The organism is Salinivibrio sp. SS3, from assembly GCF_001722105.1.
Taxonomy (GTDB): Bacteria; Pseudomonadota; Gammaproteobacteria; order Enterobacterales; family Vibrionaceae; genus Salinivibrio; species Salinivibrio kushneri.
Genome location: NZ_MEBQ01000005.1, coordinates 22,585 through 43,669, shown reverse-complemented (window position 1 = coordinate 43,669; position 21,085 = coordinate 22,585). Strand labels below are relative to the sequence as shown.

Here is a 21,085-nt window from a genome sequence, read left to right as displayed (position 1 = left end):
CTCACCGATCTTATTGAGACTAACCGAAGTGGCAAAATAATGACTGATAACGCAACCCCTTCCGCTCCCCAAGAGGACAAAGTTGACCTCATTTTACGCCAATGGCACGACGAGCGCCCGGATATCGACCCCAGTCCGATGGCGATCACCGGCCGACTCGCGCGGGTTTTGGGCAATATTAACCCCAAACTACAACAAATCTTTGGTCAATATAACCTCAACCCTGGCGAGTTTGATGTGTTGGCCTCCCTACGACGTGCGGGCTCGCCCTATACGTTAACCCCCAACCAGCTGCTCGATGCCCTGATGCTTACCTCGGGCGCGATGACTAACCGTATTGATCGCCTCGAACAAAAAGGCTTGGTATCTCGGAGCCCGGATCCCAACGACCGCCGTGGCGTGTATGTGTCACTGACAGATGCGGGCATGGATTTAATTGATGATGCAGTGACCGATCACACCAACAATTTACACCAGCTCTTGGCGGGCCTCACCGCCGACGAGCAAGCCGAGCTCGCCGTGTTGCTTAAAAAGTTGCTCGCGCATGTTGAGCCTGCATCTTAATCACTGCGATGCCGCTTTGAGGCCAGTGAAGCGTACAGGGATGATGATTAATTCCACATCCAGGGGATCTTTTCTTGATCAGCGAGTACTTTCGGCTAAAATCTGTGATCCTTTTTAGCCAAGCCAATGACAGGATTACATCATGGTGACTCTTCATACCACGTTCGGTGACATCAAACTCCGCATGTTTGCAGACGAAGCACCGGCCACGGTCGAGAACTTTTTACAATACTGCCGTGACGGCTTTTATAACGGAACCCTGTTCCATCGCGTGATTGACGGCTTTATGGTCCAAGGCGGTGGCATGGCCTCTGGCATGGAAGAAAAAGCAACGCGTGCGCCGATTAAAAACGAAGCAGATAACGGCCTAAGCAACTTGACCGGTCGCTTGTCGATGGCGCGTACCATGGAGCCGCACTCAGCAAGCTCGCAATTCTTTATCAACGTCAATGACAACCTGTTCTTGGATCACAAAGCGAAGACACCAGATGGCTGGGGCTACTGTGTGTTTGCCGAAGTGGTTGAGGGCATGGACGTGGTCAACAAGATCAAAGGCGTTGCCACCGGTAACTGGGGTTATGTGCACCAGGACGTGCCGGTCGAAGAAGTGTTGATCAATAGCGTGACTATCGAAGACTAAGATGACACTATCGAGCAAGGGTAGCTAAGGCTACCCTTTCTTTTATCACCACCATAAAGCCAACGCATGTCACATACCCTCTTTATTGCCGATCTCCATTTAAGCCCAACGCGGCCAGATATTACCGACTGCTTTGAGCGTTTTATGCACAAAGAGGCGATAAACGCCGACGCACTTTATGTGTTGGGGGATTTATTTGAGGTGTGGATTGGCGATGACGACCACAGCCCGTTCCACCAACAAATCAAAGCCGCCTTTTCTGCAGTGACTGAGCAAGGCGTGCCGGTGTATTTTATTCATGGCAATCGCGATTTTTTAATTGGCCAACGCTTTGCTAGAGAAACCGGCGTAACCCTGTTAAGCGAGCTTGAGTGCATCGATTTATATGACACCCCCACCCTGATCTTGCACGGGGATACCTTGTGTCTAGAGGATGTTGATTATCAGGCGTTTCGCCGCAAAGTCCACCAGCGCTGGTTACAGCGACTCTTTTTGTGCTTGCCGCTAACATGGCGCCGCAAGATTGCGGCCAAAATGCGCGCAGGCAGTGCCAATGCCAACCAGCAAAAGTCGTCAACCATCATGGATGTCACGCCACAAGAAGTGCAGCGCCAGTTAGATAAGGCGGGAGTGGTTAACATGATTCACGGCCATACTCACCGCCCTCATATTCATCAGTGGCACCTACACGGCACCGCGTACCAACGCATTGTGTTAGGCGACTGGTATCAACACGGCTCTGTACTGGTGTGTCGCCAACAAGGCTGCGAGTTACAAAGCCGCGACTTCGCCAATTAATAAGCTATTTAGCTCATCGTTAAGAGATAGTTATGCAGACTGATCTATGCCCTTGTTGCAGCAATCAAGCCTATCAAGACTGCTGCGCGCCCATTCATCAAAACCCCGCCAATGCTATCCATCCGGAGCAATTAATGCGCGCTCGCTACAGCGCACATCCCAAAGGCTTGATAGATTTTATCGTTGCGACCTATCACAGTGAATGTGGCGCCGAATCATTTCGTGAAGACATTGCCACCATGATCCAACATCAGTGGCAGTCACTCGAGGTCTTCGATAGCGAGGTGTTGCAGCAAGGTGAACTTGGCTTTGTGACCTTCAAAGCCCACTTTATCGCGGACGGCGAGCCCCAATGCCTGCATGAGCGTTCTCGTTTTGTTAAAGAAACGATCGATGGACAGTTTCAATGGCGATATATCGACGGAGTCTTCCCCGGCCATATCAAAGCGGGGCGCAACGATCCCTGCCCATGTGGAAGCGGACGTAAATTTAAAAAGTGTTGCGGCTAGTTTCTTTCACCCTCTGACCAAAAGCTGGTTAAAAAACAATCAAGAATTCTTTTCCTTAGTCGATAATGTTAGTAAGACCAGAGGAGGATGAATCATGAATTGGCTCGGCAATCTCAGTCCCGTTTATCGCACACCGCATGCGCCGCCCACCAAAGTATGGGCGATTCGAAAACAAGCTCATATTGAGGAGCGCAAGCAGCGCCGCTTAGATGACCCTAATGATCCTCAACATCACGCTCAGACAGAGCATGAGGAAAACAAGAGAAAAAAAGACGGTGAGCTAGATATGTTCATCGCCCAGCCGCTAGGCTATCGCCACCACAGATAAAAACGCATGGAAAAAATAGCAGATCATTGGTTGCAATCTAAGCTGATTTTGATAATGTCAAAAGCAGTTAAATAAAGTTCTACCTAACGACGGACGACACAAATGACTTCAGCGCTAATGACAATGCATCACCACCATCATCCTGACTAGTCTTTCGGGAGGAATGGTTTCGACTGGAAGACGAGTAAAAAGCGCTTCCGTCGGTCATTAGCCAGCTAACAGATTCAGACCCTCGGGAGCACCGTCTTCCGAGGGTTTTTTCTTTTTTAGCTTTTCATTTTTAGACAAGGAAGCACACATGCAAACACAACGCTTACGTATCGCCATCCAAAAAAAGGGCCGTCTCGCCAAGGAGTGCCAAGAGCTACTCAAACGCTGCGGGGTAAAAATCAATTACACCGGTGAGCGTTTAGTGGTTCACGCCGAAAACATGCCCATCGATCTGCTACTGGTCCGTGACGATGATATCCCGGGCCTTATCATGGACGGCGTAGTTGATTTAGGGGTGATTGGCGAAAACGAGTTAGAAGAAGTTCGCCTTGAGCGCATCAAGCTGGGCGAGCCCAGCCAGTACCAGCTGCTGCGCCGCCTCGACTTTGGCGGCTGCCGTCTCTCTATCGCCCTCGATAAAGACCAAAGCTATAACGGCCCACAAGATCTGGCCAACCAACGCATTGCCACCACCTACCCCAACATTCTTAAAGCCTACATGGATAAGCAAGGTGTGAGTTTTAGCACCTGTATGCTCAATGGCTCCGTCGAAGTCGCGCCACGAGCAGGACTCGCCGATGCGATTTGTGATTTGGTCTCAACCGGTGCCACCTTAGAAGCCAACGGCTTGAAAGAGGCCGAGGTGATTTTCCGCTCTAAAGCGGTATTAATTCAGCGCGAAGGCAGCTTCAGTGAAGAGAAAACCGCATTGATTGAACGCTTGCTCACCCGCATGCAAGGGGTCATCCAAGCCAAAGAGTCCAAATACATCATGCTCCACGCACCCAGCGAGACCTTAGAGCAAGTGGTCGAGTTACTTCCTGGCGCGGAAGACCCCACCATCTTGCCCTTGGCACATGAGAAGAGCCGTGTCGCTGTGCACCTGGTGAGTACCGAGAACCTGTTCTGGGAAACCATGGAAAAACTGAAGCAGTTGGGTGCAAGCTCAATTTTGGTCCTGCCGATTGAAAAGATGATGGAGTAAATCGCCATGCGTACAGTAGTCTGGAAATCACTCGGAGAGTCACAAAAAGAAGGCTTAATGCGCCGCCCTGCGATCACAACCGGCGCCCAAACCCAAGCGAGCGTCGCGGAGATTATCGCCGATGTCCGTGAGCGGGGAGATGAAAGCTTAAAAGCATTGACCCAAAAGTTTGATGGTGTCGAACTGGATAGCATCAAACTCGACAAAGGGACCTTGGCCGAGGCTGAAGCGCGCTTGGGAGAAGATATCAAACTCGCCTTACGCCAAGCCTACGATAACATCAGCACCTTTCACCGTGCGCAAAAAGCGCAGCCGTTGAAAGTCGAAACCATGCCAGGGGTGGTGTGCGAATCCATTACCCGCCCGATTAACCGCGTGGGGCTGTATATTCCCGGTGGCAGCGCGCCTTTGCCCTCTACCGTATTGATGTTGGGCGTACCCGCACAAATTGCCGGCTGTCGTAAAGTGGTGCTGTGTACCCCACCGCCGGTGGCCGATGAAATTTTATACTGTGCCAAACTGTGCGAGATTGATGAGATTTATACCCTTGGCGGCGCACAAGCGGTGGCGGCGATGGCTTTTGGCACTCAAAGTGTGACCAAGGTGGATAAAATTTTTGGCCCGGGCAATGCCTATGTCACCGAAGCCAAACGTCAAGTGAGCCTTGCCGCCAATGGTGCAGCCATGGACATGCCTGCTGGCCCCTCGGAAGTGTTAGTGATTGCTGATGCCGGCGCGGATCCAGACTTTGTGGCCGCCGATTTACTCAGCCAAGCGGAGCACGGCCCCGATTCGCAAGTGGTGCTGGTGACCCCCGCCCCGGAAATGGCGGAGAAAGTGGCGGATGCGGTGCAGCAGCAATTAACCACGCTAAGCCGCGCGGAGATTGCTAAACAAGCGCTGGGTAGCAGTGTGATTATCATTGCCGACACCCTCACTCAGTGCGTGTCGATTTCTAACCGCTATGGGCCGGAGCACTTGATTGTGCAAACCCAGCAGCCAAGGGATTTATTGCCCCTGTTGGATAATGCCGGCTCGATTTTCTTAGGGGCCTACTCGCCCGAGTCTGTGGGTGATTACGCCTCTGGCACCAATCACGTGCTCCCCACTTATGGCTATACGCGCACCTACAGCAGCCTTGGGCTGGCCGACTTTACCAAGCGGATGACGGTGCAAGAGCTTAGCGACACGGGGTTACAAACACTGGGCCCGACAGTGATGCGCATTGCCGAAGCAGAAGGCTTGGATGCACACCGCCAAGCGGTCGATATTCGTCTGACTAAACTACAACAAATCCAAGACTCAGAGGACTCGTTAGCATGAGCATCGAAAAACTCGCCCGTGAGCAAGTACAAGCGCTCACGCCTTATCAGTCAGCCCGCCGCATCGGTGGTAGCGGGGATGTCTGGCTCAATGCCAACGAGTCGCCCTTTGACAATGCTTATACCGTAAGCGGCCAAGGGCTCAATCGCTACTCCAGCTGCCAGCCAGCATCATTGATTAATGCCTATGCAGACTATGCCGGCGTAGCAACCAACCAAGTCATCACCACCCGCGGCGCCGATGAAGGGATTGATTTGTTGCTGCGTGCCTTTTGCGAGCCAAACCAAGATAGCGTGCTGATCTGTCCACCTACCTATGGCATGTATGCGGTCAGTGCCGAAAACCAAGGGATCGCCACCACCCAAGTCCCTCTCACCGCCGACTGGCAGTTAGACATGGCAGGGATTGATACCGCCTTGGAGGCAGATGCCAGCATCAAGCTTATCTTCGTGTGTAGTCCTAATAATCCGACTGGCAATCTCATTAACCGTGACGACATTGAGGCGCTACTCACCCGTACCCAAGGTCGGGCGATTGTGGTGCTAGATGAGGCCTATATTGAATTTAGTCCAGAAGCGACCTGCACCGACTTGCTCGCACGCTTTGATAATCTGGCCATTTTGCGCACGCTATCAAAAGCGTTCGCTCTGGCGGGACTGCGTTGCGGCTTTACCCTCGCCAGTCCCGCGATTATTAACTTGATGCTCAAGGTGATCCCGCCATACCCCGTGCCGGTGCCCGTGGCAGACATTGCCGAACAAGCGCTCTCCGAAGCGGGTTTGGCGCGGATGAAATATCAGGTTTTGGACTTAACCGCCAACCGTGCCTATTTGCAAGCCGGCCTCAGTATGCTGCCAGGCGTCGAGGTGCATCCAGGTTTTGGCAATTATCTGCTCATCACCCTAGATGACGCTGACGCGGTGTTCGCACGTTTAGGGCGTGCCGGCATGATAGTGCGCCAGACCGCCGTGGCCAACAGCTTGCGCATCAGCATTGGTAACCGTGACGAATGTGAAAAAGTGCTGGCCTTTATCCGCCAGCAACTCAGTGAATAAGGACAACCACTGTGAAAGACAAGATTCTATTTATCGACCGTGATGGCACCTTGATTGTGGAGCCGCCTGAAGACTATCAAGTGGATCGTCTGGATAAATTAGCCCTTGAGCCGGGCGTGATCCCCGCACTACTTAGCCTGCAAGCGGCAGGTTACACCTTGGTGATGGTGAGCAATCAAGATGGTCTGGGAACCGAGAGCTTCCCGCAAGCGGACTTTGATGCGCCACACAACATGATGATGGCCCTGTTTCGCTCACAAGGGGTCCATTTTGAAGACGTACTGATTTGCCCGCACTTTGATAGCGATGACTGTAGCTGTCGCAAACCCAAACTAGGCTTGGTGAAAGACTACCTACAGCAAGGCCGAATTGATTTCGCCCAATCGGCGGTGATTGGCGATCGCGACACAGATATCACTTTGGCGAACAATATGGCGCTACAAGGGATCAAATATCAACGCGACGTGATGGGCTGGCCACAGATTGTCGAGCGCCTCACCCAGCAGCCGCGATTGGCCAGCGTCACCCGCGCCACCAAAGAAACCGACATTCAGGTGGATGTTAACCTGGATAAGAGTGGCGGCAGTCGCATTGAAACCGGATTGGGCTTTTTTGACCACATGTTAGACCAAATCGCCACCCACGGCGGCTTTCAGCTCAACGTTTGCGTCAAAGGCGATTTGCACATCGACGACCACCACACTATTGAAGATACCGCCCTGGCGTTGGGCGACGCACTCAAACGGGCGCTGGGAGATAAACGCGGTATTGGCCGTTTTGGGTTCAGCCTGCCGATGGATGAATGCTTGGCGCAATGTGCGTTGGATTTATCTGGGCGCCCCTATTTGAAATTTGAGGCCAGCTTCCCGCAGCCACAAGTGGGCGACATGTCAACCGAAATGGTAGGACACTTCTTCCGCTCATTGACCGATACTTTGGCCTGTACTCTGCACCTGACGGTGTCGGGCGAAAACACCCACCATTTGGTGGAAAGCTTATTTAAAGCCTTTGGCCGCACCTTGCGTCAAGCCATCAAGGTCGAAGGCGACGCCCTGCCAAGCAGTAAAGGAGTGCTGTAATGAACAAACAAACTGTCATTATCGATACCGGCTGCGCCAATGTGTCCTCGGTGCGCTTTGCTGTCGAGCGTTTGGGGTATCAAGCCACACTAAGCCGCGATCCGGACGTGGTACTTGGGGCGGATAAGCTCTTTTTGCCCGGTGTCGGCACGGCCAGTGAAGCGATGAAGAACCTCACCGAACGCGGCTTGGTGGATTTGGTTAAGCAAGTGGAGCAACCGCTGCTGGGAATATGTCTTGGTATGCAAATGTTGGGGACGCACTCCGATGAAGGCGATAGCCCGGTCGAGTGCCTCGGTCACATCCCCGCCCCCACCAAGCTGATGGATACCGCAGGGCAGCCTCTCCCTCACATGGGGTGGAACCGGGTCGCCACCGTTAATGACCATCCCTTATTCGATGGCATTCCCGCGGGTAGCCACTTTTACTTTGTCCATAGTTACGCGATGCCGGTCGGTGATTACACCTTGGCACAATGTCATTATGGCCATGCGTTCAGTGCGGCCATCAATCAAGGCAACTACTATGGGGTTCAGTTTCACCCTGAGCGCTCGGGCAAAGTGGGCGCGCGTTTGATTCAGAATTTTTTGGAGATGTAAGCAAGGATGATTATACCAGCACTCGATTTGATAGATGGCCAAGTGGTGCGCCTTTATCAAGGGGATTATCAGCAAAAAACCGACTACAGTTTTGACCCGCGTGAGCAGTTTGCGCGTTACCATCAAGCGGGGGCAGATTGGCTGCACCTCGTAGATTTAACCGGTGCCAAAGATCCCACCGCGCGTCAGGTCGATTTAATCACCGAGATTTTGCAATCAACGCCTGCCAATATCCAAATCGGCGGCGGCGTGCGCACCGAAATGGACGTGATTGAGCTGCTAAACACTGGCGCGCAGCGCGTAGTGATCGGCTCCACCGCGGTCAAATCCCCCGATTTGGTCAAAGGCTGGATGCAAACCTACGGCCCTGACCGGATTGTACTGGCACTCGACATTCACATTGACAGCGACGGGACGCGACGCGTGGCGGTGTCCGGTTGGCAACAAGACTCCGGCGTCACCATTGAAGCGCTACTCGACGATTATCTATCCGTCGGGCTCAAGCATGTGCTGTGCACTGATATCTCCCGCGATGGCACCTTGCAAGGCAGTAATGTGGCGCTCTATCGCGACTTGTGTCAGCGCTATCCGAGCATTGCATTTCAATCATCAGGCGGCATTGGCCGTCTAGAAGACATTCGCGCCTTACGCGATACTGGCGTGGCAGGCGTGATCGTCGGCCGCGCCCTACTGGAAGGCAACTTTAGCGCAGAGGAGGCGATCGCATGCTGGCAAAACGGATAATTCCTTGTTTGGACGTCCGCGACGGACAAGTGGTTAAAGGCGTGCAATTTCGCAATCACGAAATCGTCGGCGATATCGTCCCGCTCGCCAAACGCTATGCCGAAGAAGGCGCTGACGAACTGGTGTTTTATGACATCACCGCCTCCAGTGACAGCCGGGTGGTCGATAAAAGCTGGGTCAGTCGCGTCGCGGAAGTAATTGATATCCCCTTTTGCGTTGCCGGTGGGATTAAATCCGAAGCCGATGCCCAGCAAATCTTGGAATTCGGTGCGGATAAAATATCGATTAATTCACCCGCCTTGGCCGATCCGAGTCTGATCACGCGGCTGGCCAATAAGTTTGGCGTGCAGTGCGTGGTGGTCGGGATTGATTCCTTCTTCGATGAAGCGACCGGATACTATCAGGTCTATCAATTTACCGGTGATGAAAGCCGCACTCAGGCCACGCCTTGGCAAACCGCCGCGTGGGTTGAGGAAGTTCAACAGCGGGGCGCAGGCGAAATCGTACTCAATATGATGAACCGCGATGGCGTGCGCCAAGGCTATGACTTAACCCAACTCAAAATGGTAAGAGAGCGCTGTCAGGTGCCCCTGATTGCCTCCGGCGGTGCCGGTGAAATGTCGCATTTCGCCGACGCCTTTTTACAAGCGAATGTCGATGGCGCGCTGGCCGCCTCGGTGTTTCATAAGCAAATCATCGCGATAAGCGAATTAAAACAAACATTAAAACAACAAGGGATCGAGGTAAGAGTATGACGGCAGCGTGGGTAGAACGTATCGATTGGGAGAAAAACGCCGACTTGGTGCCTGCGATTATCCAACACAGCGATAGCGGCCAAGTGTTAATGCTGGGCTACATGAATGCCGATGCACTGAACGCGACGCTCGAAACCGGTCACGTCACCTTTTGGTCACGCAGTAAATCACGCCTTTGGGTAAAAGGCGAAAGCTCCGGCCATGTGTTAAGTCTGGAGCACATTGCACTCGATTGCGATCAAGACACCTTGTTGGTCACGGCGACGCCACACGGGCCCACCTGTCACCTCGGCACGACCACCTGCTTTGACAGCGATAACAAACCACCACACACGGGGCCCGGCTTTTTGTCGAGCCTAGAGCAAGTGCTTGCCAGCCGTAAAGACGCCGCGCCTGATGACTCTTACACCGCAAGCTTATTTGCCAAAGGCACCAAGCGTATCGCGCAAAAAGTGGGGGAAGAAGGCGTCGAAGTCGCCCTCGCTGCCACGGCAGGCGATAAAGCCGAGCTATTAAACGAAAGCGCCGACTTGCTTTATCACCTATTGGTACTGCTGCAAGACCAAGAGCTTAGCCTCCATCAAGTGACCGAAGTCCTCGCCTCTCGCCACCAAGGCTAACGGCCACGCGCGTTAACCTAACCATGGTCCCTTCAAAGCGCCGCCCACATGCGGCGCTTTTTAAGTTGTGCTAGTTCGCTTAAAACGGCGTTGTTTCCTAAATCATTGAACTTATTACTCTAGCGGCGATCAGACCATCAAAGCCTCAAGGTCGGTCACAGGGGAAAGGCATTAAACCGGCCATTCCACCGCGCAGCAATGCGGTTTAGTGGGAGCGCAATTCAGCCGTCAACGCCTTGAAATCCGGTGACTTGGAAGACTGAAAACGAGAAGCGGGTTACCACCAACGCTCTCTGTCGGAAACAGGGATATCTCGATACAAAAAGTTACTCATCCCTCAGCTGACTCTGCGTAATTACAATGCACAAGCTGGCGAAGCATTGGCCAACATGAAAGTGATGAACAAAGTCAATCAACTCGATATACCTGTTAGTTGCCAAGTTGACTGATGGAAATAAACTAAATTTTATCAGTGCTTTAGGTGACTGATTTGATCAAAAACGCCTCGTCAAACCGATCTTTTGGGTCAAAAAACGCTCGCGATCTAGCCCTGCTATGGCTTAGATGCTGACATTTAAGGAAAATGTTAACTATCTCATGTTATATAACATTTATAGCTCGCAGCATTATGTTAATTACATGTCTATTTATTCAATATTCGGGTGTTGTTGGTCGAAAATTTTTGGTTTGTAAATGTTCGAGATTGTTGATTAATGTAATGTACTAAATATAGAGAAATATAACTTTACACAAAATAATAAACTTATTACTAGGGGCTATTGACCTTTCTATCTGGCTTTTACACCACTTTGTGGGAAATTTATACAAAGAAGAGATTTTGACGTGTAGCTAGCCTATATGAAAAGCCGATAACGCAGTAGAAATGAACCACGAAAAATCAATAGCTCCTAGCTATAGAAATAAAACTATAAAGGAAGACTATTTTATGAGGAAAAGGAAACTCCTCTTACTATTATTAGCTTTTGTAACATCTTATTCTGCTAACGCTGAAAATGATGATTTACTTCGGCCTGCCACTAACTTTAGTGGTTATATTTTTAGTGACTTCAACTCCGGTTCCGGCAACAGTCAGCGCGGACTGGCAGTTGGGGGAAATCTAGAAATAGGTGGATATTCTATTGGTGCTGGCTTGCCCCCAGACTATGGTCTTTATTCACTCGGTGTCTATTTCTGTGTTAACATAATCAGTTAACCAGTTATTCAAATTAATCTTTTAAGGCGAATTTTTTATTTATCTTTTTATAAAACAAGGTGAATAATGGAAATACTATTTTTTATTGCTTTTGCGTTGTCGCTGTTAAATGTAACATGTGCTTTTGTAACAAAAGAAATATTCTTTGCTGGCGGCTGGATTAGTTATCATGAAAATAAATCGCATTTTTTTGCTGGATTAGTGACATTCATCATGTTTATTTTCTTCTATGGTGGTTTTTATTTTTTTATTTTTCCATCCGTGTAATCGATAGAAGTTTGGGTTTGTAAATGATTCTAGATTATTTATTTTTTAATTCGACTAAACTAAATTAACAAGATAAAATATGACCGGATATACTCATCAATCGTCGTAGCCTTAAGTCTAAACTTTTTACAAAAAAAAAACGAGAACTTATATAGTAACGCACTGATAAAAAATGGCTTTAACACCTTCTGGATTGATGAGAAAGCAATAAAAGGACATGAGTAAAAAGGTGCTATTTCCTACATGATTAAACTTATTAATCTAGCGATGTTTAGATTATCACTGCAAAGATATTTGGAACTACAATCTTAGCAACCTCGATCATTAACACTATACTAAACCTAGATCTAACGACTAGTTAAAAGGTAGGTCAAGTGGTCGTAAATACCGCAGCTTTTATTGGCTCTTATGCGCTTTCTAGTTGCTTGTTTTCTAAACTTGGTACTGGATTGATTGTTGGCGGCCCAGTTATAATGCTTAGTTTACTACTTGTGACTTTAGCAATTTTTCAGTCAATACTAGTTAGCTTAATTACCGAGTCATATTTTACCAATAGAAGCTATAAAGATAACAAAGAAGGATTATTGGCTTGATACCAAAAAGGTGTATTATTCCCAGCATTGCCGGGTCGGTAGTTGGTTATTGGTTAGCTCAGCAGTGCGAAGGTTTCCATCGTCTACTGCTTGGAGAGTTTCCGTTTTTTCAAGATAAATCAATGCTTTTCATTTTTTTGGTTCCAATTATTGCTATATCGGTGATTATAGAAAATAAATACGTATGGGGTAAGCTTATAAAATTGGAAACAAACGCAGATGTGTGGGGTGTTTCATTTGGATTCCTAATAGGGTTTGTAACATTAGGTATCTATTAGAAACATTAGGTATCTATTAGATTTATATAGGAAATTAAATTTTCATACTACTGGGATCTCTTGAACTTGACATAGGTAGACTCTATTTATGCTGGCTTGCCCCTAGCCCTAGGCGAGATCGCGAACGTCTTTTAACCAAAAAAGATCAGTTTGATGATCTCCTCGGGCTGTGATCATATAGGTCGATTTTAAAATAATTCAGGGTAGATACCGTGGATATCGCTATATTTAGATAGACGAACGCAGGCACGATTGCGACGACCACTAATGAGGTAACAGTGATGACGATTTTCAATACAACTGGCATTCAACGCCAACCGACGCATCCTGGAGCCATGTTGCGCGAAGACTTTCTGCCTGACTACGGCTTAAGCGTAGAACAATTGGCTGACGCTTTGGGCGTTTCTCGTCAATCGATGACTGCCGTATTGGATGAACGCAAAGCCATGAGCCCGGAGCTGGCGCTCCGTCTCGCTCGTCTGTTTGGTAACTCGCCTGAGTTTTGGCTCAATGCGCAAAGGGCCGTTGATCTTTGGGAGGCGTCGCAATCAATTAAACACGAGGTAGAAAAAATAAAACCGCTTGATGTCGCTTAATCGCGCCGCATGGCCTTAGCAGATCGCCAAATCCTGCTCAGATCAGTTAAACTGCCTGTATTCCCGACAGTTAGTGACAAGGCGTCCTATGTTTAACGGCAAATCCATTCTGATCACCGGCGGTACTGGCTCTTTTGGTAAAAAGTACGTCCGCACCCTGCTTGAACGCTATCAACCACGTCGCCTCGTGGTGCTATCTCGCGATGAGCTCAAGCAATATGAAATGCAGCAAACCTTTAACGCCCCTTGCATGCGCTATTTTATCGGCGATGTGCGTGATGGCGATCGTTTAATGCAAGCGATGCAAGGCATTGACTATGTGATTCATGCTGCTGCACTCAAGCAGGTACCTGCCGCCGAATACAATCCGATGGAGTGTATCAAGACCAACATTCACGGTGCAGAGAATGTGATTCGTGCCGCGATTGCCAACGGGGTCGAAAAGGTGATTGCGCTCTCGACCGATAAAGCCGCCAGCCCCAATAATCTCTATGGCGCCACCAAACTGTGTTCAGATAAATTGTTTGTCGCCGCTAACAATATGACCGGGGGCCAAAAGACACGTTTTTCGGTGGTGCGCTACGGCAATGTGGTCGGCTCGCGCGGCTCTGTGGTGCCTTTGTTTAAGAAAAAGGCAGCGGAAGACGCGGATCATTTGCCCATTACTCACCCTGAAATGACCCGCTTTTGGATTACCTTGCAGCAAGGGGTGGATTTCGTGCTGAAAAACTTTTCGCGCATGTATGGCGGAGAAATATTTGTTCCTAAGATCCCATCAGTTCGCCTGACGGATCTCGCCAGCGCCTATGCCCCGAACACACCCGTCAAGGTGATAGGCATTCGCCCCGGCGAAAAAATGCATGAAGTGATGTGTCCGGCTGACGATGCGCATCTGACGCTCGAATTTGCCGAACATTACGTGATTTGCCCAACCATTAAGTTCTACGACGCCGATTATGACTACCGAGAAAATGCGTTGGGCGAAAAAGGACAGCCCGTGCCAGAGGGCTTTGAGTATCAATCCGGCACTAACCCAGATGTGTTAACCGTCGAGGCTATTTTGCAACTCGACACCGAGCAGTAAAGGAGTATGGCGTTGATCCCATACGGAAAGCAGCATCTTAGCGAGCAAGACTGTGCCGCTGTGCTTGAGGTGCTAAAAAGTGATTATCTGACGCAAGGCCCGCAAGTTCCGGCTTTTGAAGCCGCCGTCGCCGAACTCACCGGGGCTGCGCATGCGGTCGCCGTCAATAGCGCGACATCTGCCCTGCATCTCGCTTGTCTGGCGCTAGGGTTAGGCCCAGGCGATCGTTTATGGACCTCGCCCATCACCTTTGTCGCGTCAGCCAATTGTGGTCGATACTGTGGTGCCGAGGTGGACTTTGTCGATATTGACCCGCACACGCGTAACCTGTGTCCCCAACAGCTCGCGAAAAAGCTAGCGCAAGCGGCCGCGACTCACACCTTACCCAAAGTGCTGGTAGTGGTGCATATGGCCGGCGCCAGTGCGCCAATGGCCGAGATTGCCGCGCTTGCCAAGCGTTATCAGATAGCCATTATTGAGGATGCGTCACATGCGATGGGCGCACACTATCAAGGCGCGGCAGTGGGTGGATGCCAGTACAGCGATATTAGCGTGTTTAGTTTTCATCCGGTCAAAGTAGTTACCGCGGGAGAGGCTGGGGTTGCCACCACCCAAAGTGCCACATTGGCGAGAGCACTGCGTCAGTTGCGCAGCCACGGGATCACCCGTGACGCAGAAGATAGCCACGCTAGTTTACCGCCTTGGGGTTATGAGCAGCATGCATTGGGGATGAACTATCGCCTCTCGGATATTCATGCCGCGCTTGGCCGTTCACAATTAACCCAGCTTCGTTCCTTTATCGCCAGACGGTTTGCACTCGCAGAGCGTTACCATCAAGCGCTGGCGGATTTGCCCGTCAAGCGGCCCGTTTTAGACCCTGAGTCGGCATGGCATTTGTATTTGATTGAGCTTGAGCACGCCGATACACGCCGCGCGGTTTTTGAAGCAATGCGTGCGCAAGGCATTGGCGTGAACGTGCACTATATTCCTGTGCATACGCAACCTTACTATCAGGCACTGGGCTTCCAGCCCGGAGACTTTCCGCTTGCCGAACAGTATTACGCGGGCGCACTCACTTTGCCGCTTTACCCCGATTTAACCGAGCAACAGCAAGATACAGTGATTGCTGCGCTACAAAAAGCCATTGAGGATGCGTGACCGATGAATGTATGTATTATTCCCGCCCGAGGTGGCAGCAAACGCATTCCGGGCAAGAACCTCAAACTGTTTAACGGTACGCCCATTATCACTTATGCCATTGCGACAGCACGTCAAAGTGGGCTATTCGATCGCGTCTTGGTTTCCACCGATTGCGACGACATTGCCAGTGTGGCGCGCGATGCAGGGGCTGATGTGCCTTTTGTACGTCCCGCCGAGATTGCCGGTGATCACGCTACGACCTTGGATGTGCTTGAGCATGCGATCCAGTGGCTTAATCAGTCGCCACAGCAAACGCCTTTGCAAGCGATATGCTGCCTGTATGCGACCACTCCCTTTGTCACCACGGATGACTTGCGCCAAGGCTTAGCGTTACTGGACGGCGACACCGTCAAATACAGTTTTGCTGCCACCCGCTACGCCTTTCCAATTCAGCGCAGTATTCATGTCGATGCCGATGGCAGCGTCAGCATGTTGTGGCCCGAGCACTTCACCACTCGTTCACAAGACTTACAACCCGCGTACCACGATGCAGGAATGTTTTACTGGGGCACGCCAAGTGCGTTTTTAGCGCGGGAGCCGGTTTTTGCCCCCCACTCGAAAGCCGTGTTGATCCCTCATTACCGCGTGCAAGACATTGATGAGCCGGACGACTGGCTACGCGCTGAGCTAATGTATCAACTGTTGGAGCAACAGGCCTTGCTATGAGCCATATTGCCATTCGAGTCGATGCCTCCCAAGCGATAGGCACCGGGCACGTCAGCCGCATGCACGTGTTGGCTAGCATGCTACAAGCATCTGGCCATCAGATAACCTTGGTATGTCGCGATTTACCCGGAAATTTAATAGCGGTCAGCCATGAACAAGGCTTAACGGTGGCGGTGTTGCCTGCTCCCAAAAACTCGCTTAGCAACACCGACTGGCTGGGTGTGAGCCAGTGGCAAGATGCCGACGAGACAAGCGCATGCGTGGCTAACCAGCCGGTGGATTTAATGGTGGTGGATCATTACGCCTTAGATGCCCGCTGGGAACAATCGATTCACACCCAATTGGGCTGTCCGGTGATGGTGGTCGATGATCTCGCCAATCGGCCCCACGATTGCGCGTTTTTGCTCGATCAAAACCCTTGGCCTGAGCTTACCACGCGCTATGCGTCACAGCTTTTAAATTCACAAACCCGATGCTTATTGGGGCCAGACTATGCACTATTGCGTCCAGCATTTGCCGCCTTACATCAGTCTCCGCCGCCAAGGGAAGATAAGGTGATCGCCTTTTTCTCCGGCACGGATCCGACCGGTGAAAGCCGTAAGCTTGTGGACGCGGTGAAACACCTAGCAAAAGAGCAGAAGCGCGAGAGACTGCCTTTCTCGCTATTAATTGTCACCGGACGACGTAACCCAGACCGCGACGCATTGTGTAAAGCGTCTGTCCCCGATGGGGTTAGCGTGGTGGAAGCACTGTCGGACTTTGATGCCCAGATGGCACGGGCACGCTACGCGTTTGGGGCGGCCGGTGTGACCGCCATTGAGCGCAGCTGCTTGGGGATCCCGAGCACCTTGGTGTGTGTGGCGGAAAACCAACACGCCATGGCCGAGTATCTCGCCGGACAGCCGGGCTATCAATACTTAGGACGTGGTGAGCATACCCGCTGGCAAGATTACGCGTCTGCACTGCAGCACCTTGCGGCAAACTGGCATCAGCTTCCTACCCTGCCAGCGATCACTGATGGAAAAGGCGCAGAGCGCGTGGTCGCGGCCTTGGAGCATGACTTATGCAACTGATTTTTAAAGCGGTGAGTCACGCGGACAGTGACACTTTATGGCATTGGCGCAATCGTCCCAATGTCCGCCAGTTTATGTACACCCAGCATGAAATTAGCCATGATGAGCACAAGGAATGGTTCAGCCATATGCTCGCCAACACGCACCGTTATTTCTATATCGTCTACAAGCGCGTAGACGGCCAACCGGACAAGCCACTTGGCGTGGTCAATCTTGACCTCGATAGCGAGAATAGTACTAGTGCGACCTGGGCTTTTTATGCGGCTCCGGATGCACCGCGTGGCAGCGGCGCGCTTATGGAGTTTGGCGCATTAAGTGTAGCGTTTGAGACCTTGGGCGTGACCCAGTTGAACTGTGAAGTGCTCAGTCATAATCAGGGGGTGGTTCGGCTACATCAACGCTTTGGCTTTCGTGAAACGCCGCAAAGTCGGCAACGCACCTTTTCTCTGCCTGAGGGAAAAACAGTCGAGATTGTGTGCCTGTCTTTGTCCACTGATGAGTGGCAGCAAGGCGCCAGCGCCCTTCAAACCAAACTGAATATCGATGCGGTTTATGAACAACGACATTAAGATTGCAGGCCGTTTGATCGGTCCCCAACATCCACCCTATATCATTGCCGAAATGTCGGCCAACCATAATGGTAGCCTTGAGCTTGCCAAACAAACCCTTTCCATGGCCAAAGCCTGCGGTGCCGATGCCGTCAAAATGCAAAGCTATACCGCCGATACCATTACCCTTGATTGCGACCACGATGAGTTTCAGATCAAAGGCGGACTCTGGGATGGTTATAGTCTCCACCAGCTATATCGCTGGGCACAAACCCCGTTTGAGTGGCACAAGCCGTTATTTGATCACGCGAGAAAAGAAGGCATCACCTTATTCTCTTCTCCTTTTGATTGCTCCGCGATTGACTTGCTCGAAGATCTTAACGCCCCCGCCTATAAAATTGCCTCGTTCGAGGCGATTGACTTGCCCTTGATTCGCTATGCCGCGCAAACCGGCAAACCAATGATCATCTCAACCGGCATGGCTGACGAGACAGAGATTGCCGAGGCGGTGGCAACCGCCCGTGATAACGGCTGTCGTGAGTTAGTGTTGCTTCATTGTATCAGCGCCTACCCTGCGCCGCTTGAACAAAGCCATCTGCGAACCATTCCAACCTTAGCCACCCGCTATCAAGCATTGGCGGGTTTATCCGATCATTCGCTGACCAATACCGCCGCGATCACTGCCGTGGCACTCGGCGCGTGCGTGATTGAAAAACACGTGATGCTCTCTGAAAACTCGGGAGGGCCAGATGCCGCTTTCTCGCTTACCCCACCTGTACTCAGTGCGCTTTGTGAGCAAACCCGCGCGGCGTGGCAAGCGTTAGGAGAAAGCGCCCTCACCACCCGAGAGGCCGAAGCAAGCAACCGTCAATTTAGGCGCTCTTTGTATGTCTGTGAGGATATCGCGTCCGGTGAACCACTGACGGCGGATAATGTGCGCAGTATTCGACCTGGCTTTGGGTTGGCACCGAAACACTATGATGCGGTGATCGGAAAGCGCGCGACACGCCCGTTAACCAAAGGCACCCCGTTGTCATGGGAAGATATAGACTGATAGCCCAAGTGGATTATCCCCTCTACCACAACTAAAAAACCCGGCTAACTGAGCCGGGTTTGGTCTTCACTGATAGGCAGTGATTACATTTGCTTGACCATCTCGTCAGCAAACTCAGAGCACTTACGGAGGCTTGCCCCTTCCATTTGGCGCTCGAAGTCATACGTCACTGTTTTGTTGGCGATGGTGTTCTCCATTGACTTGATCACCAAGTCAGCCGCTTCAAACCAGCCCATATGACGCAGCATCATTTCAGCTGAAAGAATGAGTGAGCCTGGGTTCACCTTGTCTTGACCGGCGTATTTTGGCGCCGTGCCATGGGTCGCTTCAAACAGCGCCACGCCGTCACCAATGTTGGCACCTGGGGCGATACCAATACCACCAACCTGTGCGGCCAAGGCATCAGATACGTAATCACCATTCAAGTTCATGGTGGCAATCACATCATATTCCGCAGGACGCAGCAGAATTTGCTGCAAGAAGGCATCCGCGATGGAATCTTTGATGATGATCTCTTTACCGGTTTTTGGATTTTTCATCGTCATCCAAGGACCGCCATCAAGCAACTCGGCACCAAACTCTTTATTGGCTACTTCGTATGCCCAATCTTTAAACGCCCCTTCGGTAAACTTCATGATGTTACCTTTGTGGACGATAGTCAGTGAGTCACGGTCGTTATCAATGGTGTACTCGATAGCGGCGCGAACCAAACGCTTGGTGCCTTCTTCTGAGATTGGCTTAATGCCTACACCACACTGCTCAGGGAAACGGATTTTGTTGGCACCCATTTCTTCACGCAGGAACTTAATCACTTTATCCGCTTCGGCGGTGCCTGCCTTAAACTCAACACCCGCGTAGATGTCTTCTGAGTTTTCGCGGAAGATCACCATGTCCGTGTCTTCTGGCTTTTTCAGTGGGCTAGGAACGCCAGTGAAGTAACGTACCGGACGCGCACAGATATAAAGGTCGAGCTCTTGACGAAGCGCCACGTTCAATGAGCGAATACCACCACCTACTGGGGTCGTCAGTGGCCCTTTGATTGCCACTTTGTATTCGCGAATAAAGTCGAGAGTTTCAGCTGGCAGCCACTGATCGTCACCATATACCTTAGTAGACTTCTCACCAGTATAGATTTCCATCCATGAAATCTTACGCTCACCGTTATAGGCTTTAGCAACAGCTGCATCAACAACTTTGATCATTGCAGGGCTAACATCCATCCCGATGCCATCCCCTTCAATGTAAGGGATCACAGGGTGGTTAGGGACTACCAGTTTTGTGCCGTCGAGTGTGATCTTCTGACCTTCCGCCGGTACAACTACTTTACTTTCCATTTTAATCTCCTAGCGTCCATTTGTTATCTTTGTGTAAGATGCGAGTTGAGGATACTCGAATTCATACAACACGCCAAACAGATTATTACGTGTATAATACGGAAGTCTCATTTGCCGTTTAATCTATTTGACAGCCCTCATGCCATATAAAGCCCGCCCCCAGCCAGCGTCAAAGGCTGTTTCAAACACCCAAGCTCCATCGGCCAAAGGTGGAAAGCCCCCCCGAGCGGCCACCGTCGCCACCAAAGTGATACTTGTTAACAAACCTTATAACATGTTGACCCAGTTTAGTGGGGAGCCAGGTGACAGTACATTGGCCGACATTGTCTCGGTGAAAGACGTGTATCCGGCCGGTCGGCTCGACAAAGACAGCGAGGGCTTACTGGTGCTCACCAATAATGGTGCCTTGCAAGCGAGACTCACCCAACCTTCATCCAAGTCTCCCAAAACCTATTGGGTACAAGTCGAAGGCGAGCCCAGCGATGAGGCGATTCAGGCGCTCTGTGACGGTGTCGAACTGAAAGATGGTCTGACGCTGCCTGCCGATGTCGCCAAGATCGCCCCGCCCGCTGTATGGGAACGCCACCCTCCGGTGCGTTATCGCGCTAACATTCCCACCACTTGGTTAGAGGTGGTGCTACAAGAGGGACGAAATCGGCAAGTACGCCGGATGACCGCGCACATCGGCCACCCGACATTGCGCTTGATTCGCGCCCAACTCGGCCCATGGCAGCTGGATGATTTGCAACTGGGCCAGTGGCGTGAGGTTGCGCCCCCGAAAGGCTTCGAGCAGTTCACCCCTAAACCCAAAGGACCAAAAGGGAAAGCACCACGCCGACGCACTCGCTCGTCCAAGCGCGCACCGTCGAAGAAACGCAATGAGTACTAGGAGTACCTGAACACACCATCGATCGATTTGCGCACACAGACCCTCCGCGCCAAGGATGGCGCGGCGGAGCCCCCAGGGATG

Annotated in this window: 23 protein-coding genes, 2 pseudogenes and 1 other annotated feature; of the genes and pseudogenes, 24 read left to right on the top strand and 1 reads right to left on the bottom strand. The window is 51.2% G+C overall.

Annotation, left to right across the window (positions count from 1 at the left end):
• Positions 1 to 39 precede the first annotated feature (39 nt).
• From BGL48_RS02730 to pseI, 23 genes and pseudogenes are all read left to right on the top strand, one after another.
• On the top strand, positions 40 to 564 hold the full coding sequence (locus tag BGL48_RS02730; protein WP_069361220.1) for a MarR family winged helix-turn-helix transcriptional regulator: 525 nt from the start codon (positions 40 to 42) through the stop codon (positions 562 to 564).
• 142 nt (positions 565 to 706) lie between these two features.
• Positions 707 to 1,204, top strand: a complete 498-nt coding sequence (locus BGL48_RS02725; protein WP_069361219.1) for a peptidylprolyl isomerase — start codon at positions 707 to 709, stop codon at positions 1,202 to 1,204.
• A 66-nt stretch (positions 1,205 to 1,270) separates the two neighbouring features.
• A complete protein-coding gene (gene lpxH / locus BGL48_RS02720) occupies positions 1,271 to 2,002 on the top strand; it encodes a UDP-2,3-diacylglucosamine diphosphatase (protein ID WP_069361218.1) in 732 nt (243 codons plus the stop codon).
• A gap of 32 nt (positions 2,003 to 2,034) precedes the next feature.
• Positions 2,035 to 2,511, top strand: a complete 477-nt coding sequence (locus BGL48_RS02715; RefSeq protein WP_069361217.1) for a YchJ family metal-binding protein — start codon at positions 2,035 to 2,037, stop codon at positions 2,509 to 2,511.
• A 94-nt stretch (positions 2,512 to 2,605) separates the two neighbouring features.
• On the top strand, positions 2,606 to 2,839 hold the full coding sequence (locus tag BGL48_RS02710; protein WP_069361216.1) for a hypothetical protein: 234 nt from the start codon (positions 2,606 to 2,608) through the stop codon (positions 2,837 to 2,839).
• Between the two features lie 125 nt (positions 2,840 to 2,964).
• Positions 2,965 to 3,103 (top strand) — a sequence feature (His leader region).
• A gap of 34 nt (positions 3,104 to 3,137) precedes the next feature.
• Entirely contained in the window at positions 3,138 to 4,034 is an 897-nt protein-coding gene (gene hisG, locus BGL48_RS02705; RefSeq protein WP_069361215.1) for an ATP phosphoribosyltransferase, read from the top strand.
• Positions 4,035 to 4,040: 6 nt separating this feature from the next.
• Positions 4,041 to 5,357: a histidinol dehydrogenase gene (hisD, locus tag BGL48_RS02700; protein ID WP_069361214.1), complete on the top strand. Its 1,317-nt coding sequence runs from the start codon at positions 4,041 to 4,043 to the stop codon at positions 5,355 to 5,357.
• 2 nt (positions 5,358 to 5,359) lie between these two features.
• Positions 5,360 to 6,412 carry a histidinol-phosphate transaminase gene (hisC, locus tag BGL48_RS02695; protein WP_141698054.1) on the top strand — a complete coding sequence of 351 codons (1,053 nt, stop codon included), beginning with the start codon at positions 5,360 to 5,362 and terminating at the stop codon, positions 6,410 to 6,412.
• An 11-nt stretch (positions 6,413 to 6,423) separates the two neighbouring features.
• A complete protein-coding gene (hisB, locus tag BGL48_RS02690) occupies positions 6,424 to 7,491 on the top strand; it encodes a bifunctional histidinol-phosphatase/imidazoleglycerol-phosphate dehydratase HisB (protein WP_069361212.1) in 1,068 nt (355 codons plus the stop codon).
• Positions 7,491 to 8,090 (top strand): imidazole glycerol phosphate synthase subunit HisH, encoded by a 600-nt coding sequence (hisH, locus tag BGL48_RS02685; protein ID WP_069361211.1) that lies wholly within the window; start codon positions 7,491 to 7,493, stop codon positions 8,088 to 8,090. Before hisB ends, hisH begins: the two co-directional genes overlap by 1 nt.
• 6 nt (positions 8,091 to 8,096) lie before the next feature.
• Positions 8,097 to 8,834: a 1-(5-phosphoribosyl)-5-[(5-phosphoribosylamino)methylideneamino]imidazole-4-carboxamide isomerase gene (gene hisA / locus BGL48_RS02680; protein WP_069361210.1), complete on the top strand. Its 738-nt coding sequence runs from the start codon at positions 8,097 to 8,099 to the stop codon at positions 8,832 to 8,834.
• Entirely contained in the window at positions 8,816 to 9,589 is a 774-nt protein-coding gene (hisF, locus tag BGL48_RS02675) for an imidazole glycerol phosphate synthase subunit HisF (RefSeq protein WP_069361209.1), read from the top strand. The genes hisA and hisF overlap by 19 nt, the downstream gene beginning before the upstream one ends.
• Positions 9,586 to 10,209 (top strand): bifunctional phosphoribosyl-AMP cyclohydrolase/phosphoribosyl-ATP diphosphatase HisIE, encoded by a 624-nt coding sequence (gene hisIE, locus BGL48_RS02670; RefSeq protein ID WP_069361208.1) that lies wholly within the window; start codon positions 9,586 to 9,588, stop codon positions 10,207 to 10,209. The genes hisF and hisIE overlap by 4 nt, the downstream gene beginning before the upstream one ends.
• Positions 10,210 to 10,373: 164 nt before the next feature.
• Positions 10,374 to 10,658: pseudogene (locus BGL48_RS16445) on the top strand (IS5/IS1182 family transposase); the annotation flags it as partial.
• A 434-nt stretch (positions 10,659 to 11,092) separates the two neighbouring features.
• Positions 11,093 to 11,422, top strand: a complete 330-nt coding sequence (locus BGL48_RS02665) for a collagen-binding domain-containing protein (protein WP_141698053.1) — start codon at positions 11,093 to 11,095, stop codon at positions 11,420 to 11,422.
• Positions 11,423 to 11,488: 66 nt separating this feature from the next.
• The gene (locus BGL48_RS02660) at positions 11,489 to 11,689 is read left to right on the top strand and encodes a hypothetical protein (protein ID WP_069361206.1); all 201 of its coding nucleotides are present in this window, start codon (positions 11,489 to 11,491) and stop codon (positions 11,687 to 11,689) included.
• Positions 11,690 to 12,841: 1,152 nt separating this feature from the next.
• Complete coding sequence (locus BGL48_RS02650) at positions 12,842 to 13,156, top strand: HigA family addiction module antitoxin (RefSeq protein WP_069361204.1); 315 nt, start codon at positions 12,842 to 12,844, stop codon at positions 13,154 to 13,156.
• 88 nt (positions 13,157 to 13,244) lie between these two features.
• On the top strand, positions 13,245 to 14,240 hold the full coding sequence (pseB, locus tag BGL48_RS02645) for a UDP-N-acetylglucosamine 4,6-dehydratase (inverting) (RefSeq protein ID WP_069361203.1): 996 nt from the start codon (positions 13,245 to 13,247) through the stop codon (positions 14,238 to 14,240).
• Between the two features lie 12 nt (positions 14,241 to 14,252).
• On the top strand, positions 14,253 to 15,398 hold the full coding sequence (gene pseC / locus BGL48_RS02640; RefSeq protein WP_069361250.1) for a UDP-4-amino-4,6-dideoxy-N-acetyl-beta-L-altrosamine transaminase: 1,146 nt from the start codon (positions 14,253 to 14,255) through the stop codon (positions 15,396 to 15,398).
• Positions 15,399 to 15,401: 3 nt separating this feature from the next.
• Complete coding sequence (gene pseF / locus BGL48_RS02635) at positions 15,402 to 16,106, top strand: pseudaminic acid cytidylyltransferase (protein WP_069361202.1); 705 nt, start codon at positions 15,402 to 15,404, stop codon at positions 16,104 to 16,106.
• Positions 16,103 to 17,179 carry a UDP-2,4-diacetamido-2,4,6-trideoxy-beta-L-altropyranose hydrolase gene (gene pseG, locus BGL48_RS02630; RefSeq protein WP_069361201.1) on the top strand — a complete coding sequence of 359 codons (1,077 nt, stop codon included), beginning with the start codon at positions 16,103 to 16,105 and terminating at the stop codon, positions 17,177 to 17,179. Before pseF ends, pseG begins: the two co-directional genes overlap by 4 nt.
• Positions 17,170 to 17,748, top strand: coding sequence for a UDP-4-amino-4,6-dideoxy-N-acetyl-beta-L-altrosamine N-acetyltransferase (gene pseH, locus BGL48_RS02625; protein WP_069361200.1), 579 nt, complete (start codon positions 17,170 to 17,172; stop codon positions 17,746 to 17,748). The genes pseG and pseH overlap by 10 nt, the downstream gene beginning before the upstream one ends.
• Positions 17,732 to 18,781, top strand: a complete 1,050-nt coding sequence (gene pseI, locus BGL48_RS02620) for a pseudaminic acid synthase (RefSeq protein WP_069361199.1) — start codon at positions 17,732 to 17,734, stop codon at positions 18,779 to 18,781. Before pseH ends, pseI begins: the two co-directional genes overlap by 17 nt.
• A gap of 83 nt (positions 18,782 to 18,864) precedes the next feature.
• On the opposite strand, the gene icd is transcribed toward pseI, so the two are convergent.
• Entirely contained in the window at positions 18,865 to 20,115 is a 1,251-nt protein-coding gene (gene icd, locus BGL48_RS02615; RefSeq protein ID WP_069361198.1) for an NADP-dependent isocitrate dehydrogenase, read from the bottom strand.
• Positions 20,116 to 20,254: 139 nt separating this feature from the next.
• Between icd and BGL48_RS02610 the strand changes: the two are divergent.
• A pseudogene (locus BGL48_RS02610) lies at positions 20,255 to 20,893 on the top strand (pseudouridine synthase); the annotation flags it as partial.
• Positions 20,894 to 21,085: the final 192 nt, after the last annotated feature.

Excerpts from the sequence above, each read along its gene's own strand:
- hisIE (WP_069361208.1), top strand. The coding sequence starts at position 9,586 with ATGACGGCAGCGTGGGTAGAACGTATCGATTGGGAGAAAAACGCCGAC.
- lpxH (WP_069361218.1), top strand. The coding sequence starts at position 1,271 with ATGTCACATACCCTCTTTATTGCCGATCTCCATTTAAGCCCAACGCGG.
- hisG (WP_069361215.1), top strand. The coding sequence starts at position 3,138 with ATGCAAACACAACGCTTACGTATCGCCATCCAAAAAAAGGGCCGTCTC.
- BGL48_RS02715 (WP_069361217.1), top strand. The coding sequence starts at position 2,035 with ATGCAGACTGATCTATGCCCTTGTTGCAGCAATCAAGCCTATCAAGAC.
- icd (WP_069361198.1), bottom strand. The coding sequence starts at position 20,115 with ATGGAAAGTAAAGTAGTTGTACCGGCGGAAGGTCAGAAGATCACACTC.
- pseF (WP_069361202.1), top strand. The coding sequence starts at position 15,402 with ATGAATGTATGTATTATTCCCGCCCGAGGTGGCAGCAAACGCATTCCG.
- BGL48_RS02710 (WP_069361216.1), top strand. The coding sequence starts at position 2,606 with ATGAATTGGCTCGGCAATCTCAGTCCCGTTTATCGCACACCGCATGCG.
- pseI (WP_069361199.1), top strand. The coding sequence starts at position 17,732 with ATGAACAACGACATTAAGATTGCAGGCCGTTTGATCGGTCCCCAACAT.
- hisF (WP_069361209.1), top strand. The coding sequence starts at position 8,816 with ATGCTGGCAAAACGGATAATTCCTTGTTTGGACGTCCGCGACGGACAA.
- pseH (WP_069361200.1), top strand. The coding sequence starts at position 17,170 with ATGCAACTGATTTTTAAAGCGGTGAGTCACGCGGACAGTGACACTTTA.
- pseB (WP_069361203.1), top strand. The coding sequence starts at position 13,245 with ATGTTTAACGGCAAATCCATTCTGATCACCGGCGGTACTGGCTCTTTT.
- BGL48_RS02650 (WP_069361204.1), top strand. The coding sequence starts at position 12,842 with ATGACGATTTTCAATACAACTGGCATTCAACGCCAACCGACGCATCCT.
- BGL48_RS02730 (WP_069361220.1), top strand. The coding sequence starts at position 40 with ATGACTGATAACGCAACCCCTTCCGCTCCCCAAGAGGACAAAGTTGAC.
- hisD (WP_069361214.1), top strand. The coding sequence starts at position 4,041 with ATGCGTACAGTAGTCTGGAAATCACTCGGAGAGTCACAAAAAGAAGGC.
- hisH (WP_069361211.1), top strand. The coding sequence starts at position 7,491 with ATGAACAAACAAACTGTCATTATCGATACCGGCTGCGCCAATGTGTCC.
- pseG (WP_069361201.1), top strand. The coding sequence starts at position 16,103 with ATGAGCCATATTGCCATTCGAGTCGATGCCTCCCAAGCGATAGGCACC.
- hisA (WP_069361210.1), top strand. The coding sequence starts at position 8,097 with ATGATTATACCAGCACTCGATTTGATAGATGGCCAAGTGGTGCGCCTT.
- BGL48_RS02725 (WP_069361219.1), top strand. The coding sequence starts at position 707 with ATGGTGACTCTTCATACCACGTTCGGTGACATCAAACTCCGCATGTTT.
- BGL48_RS02660 (WP_069361206.1), top strand. The coding sequence starts at position 11,489 with ATGGAAATACTATTTTTTATTGCTTTTGCGTTGTCGCTGTTAAATGTA.
- BGL48_RS02665 (WP_141698053.1), top strand. The coding sequence starts at position 11,093 with ATGAACCACGAAAAATCAATAGCTCCTAGCTATAGAAATAAAACTATA.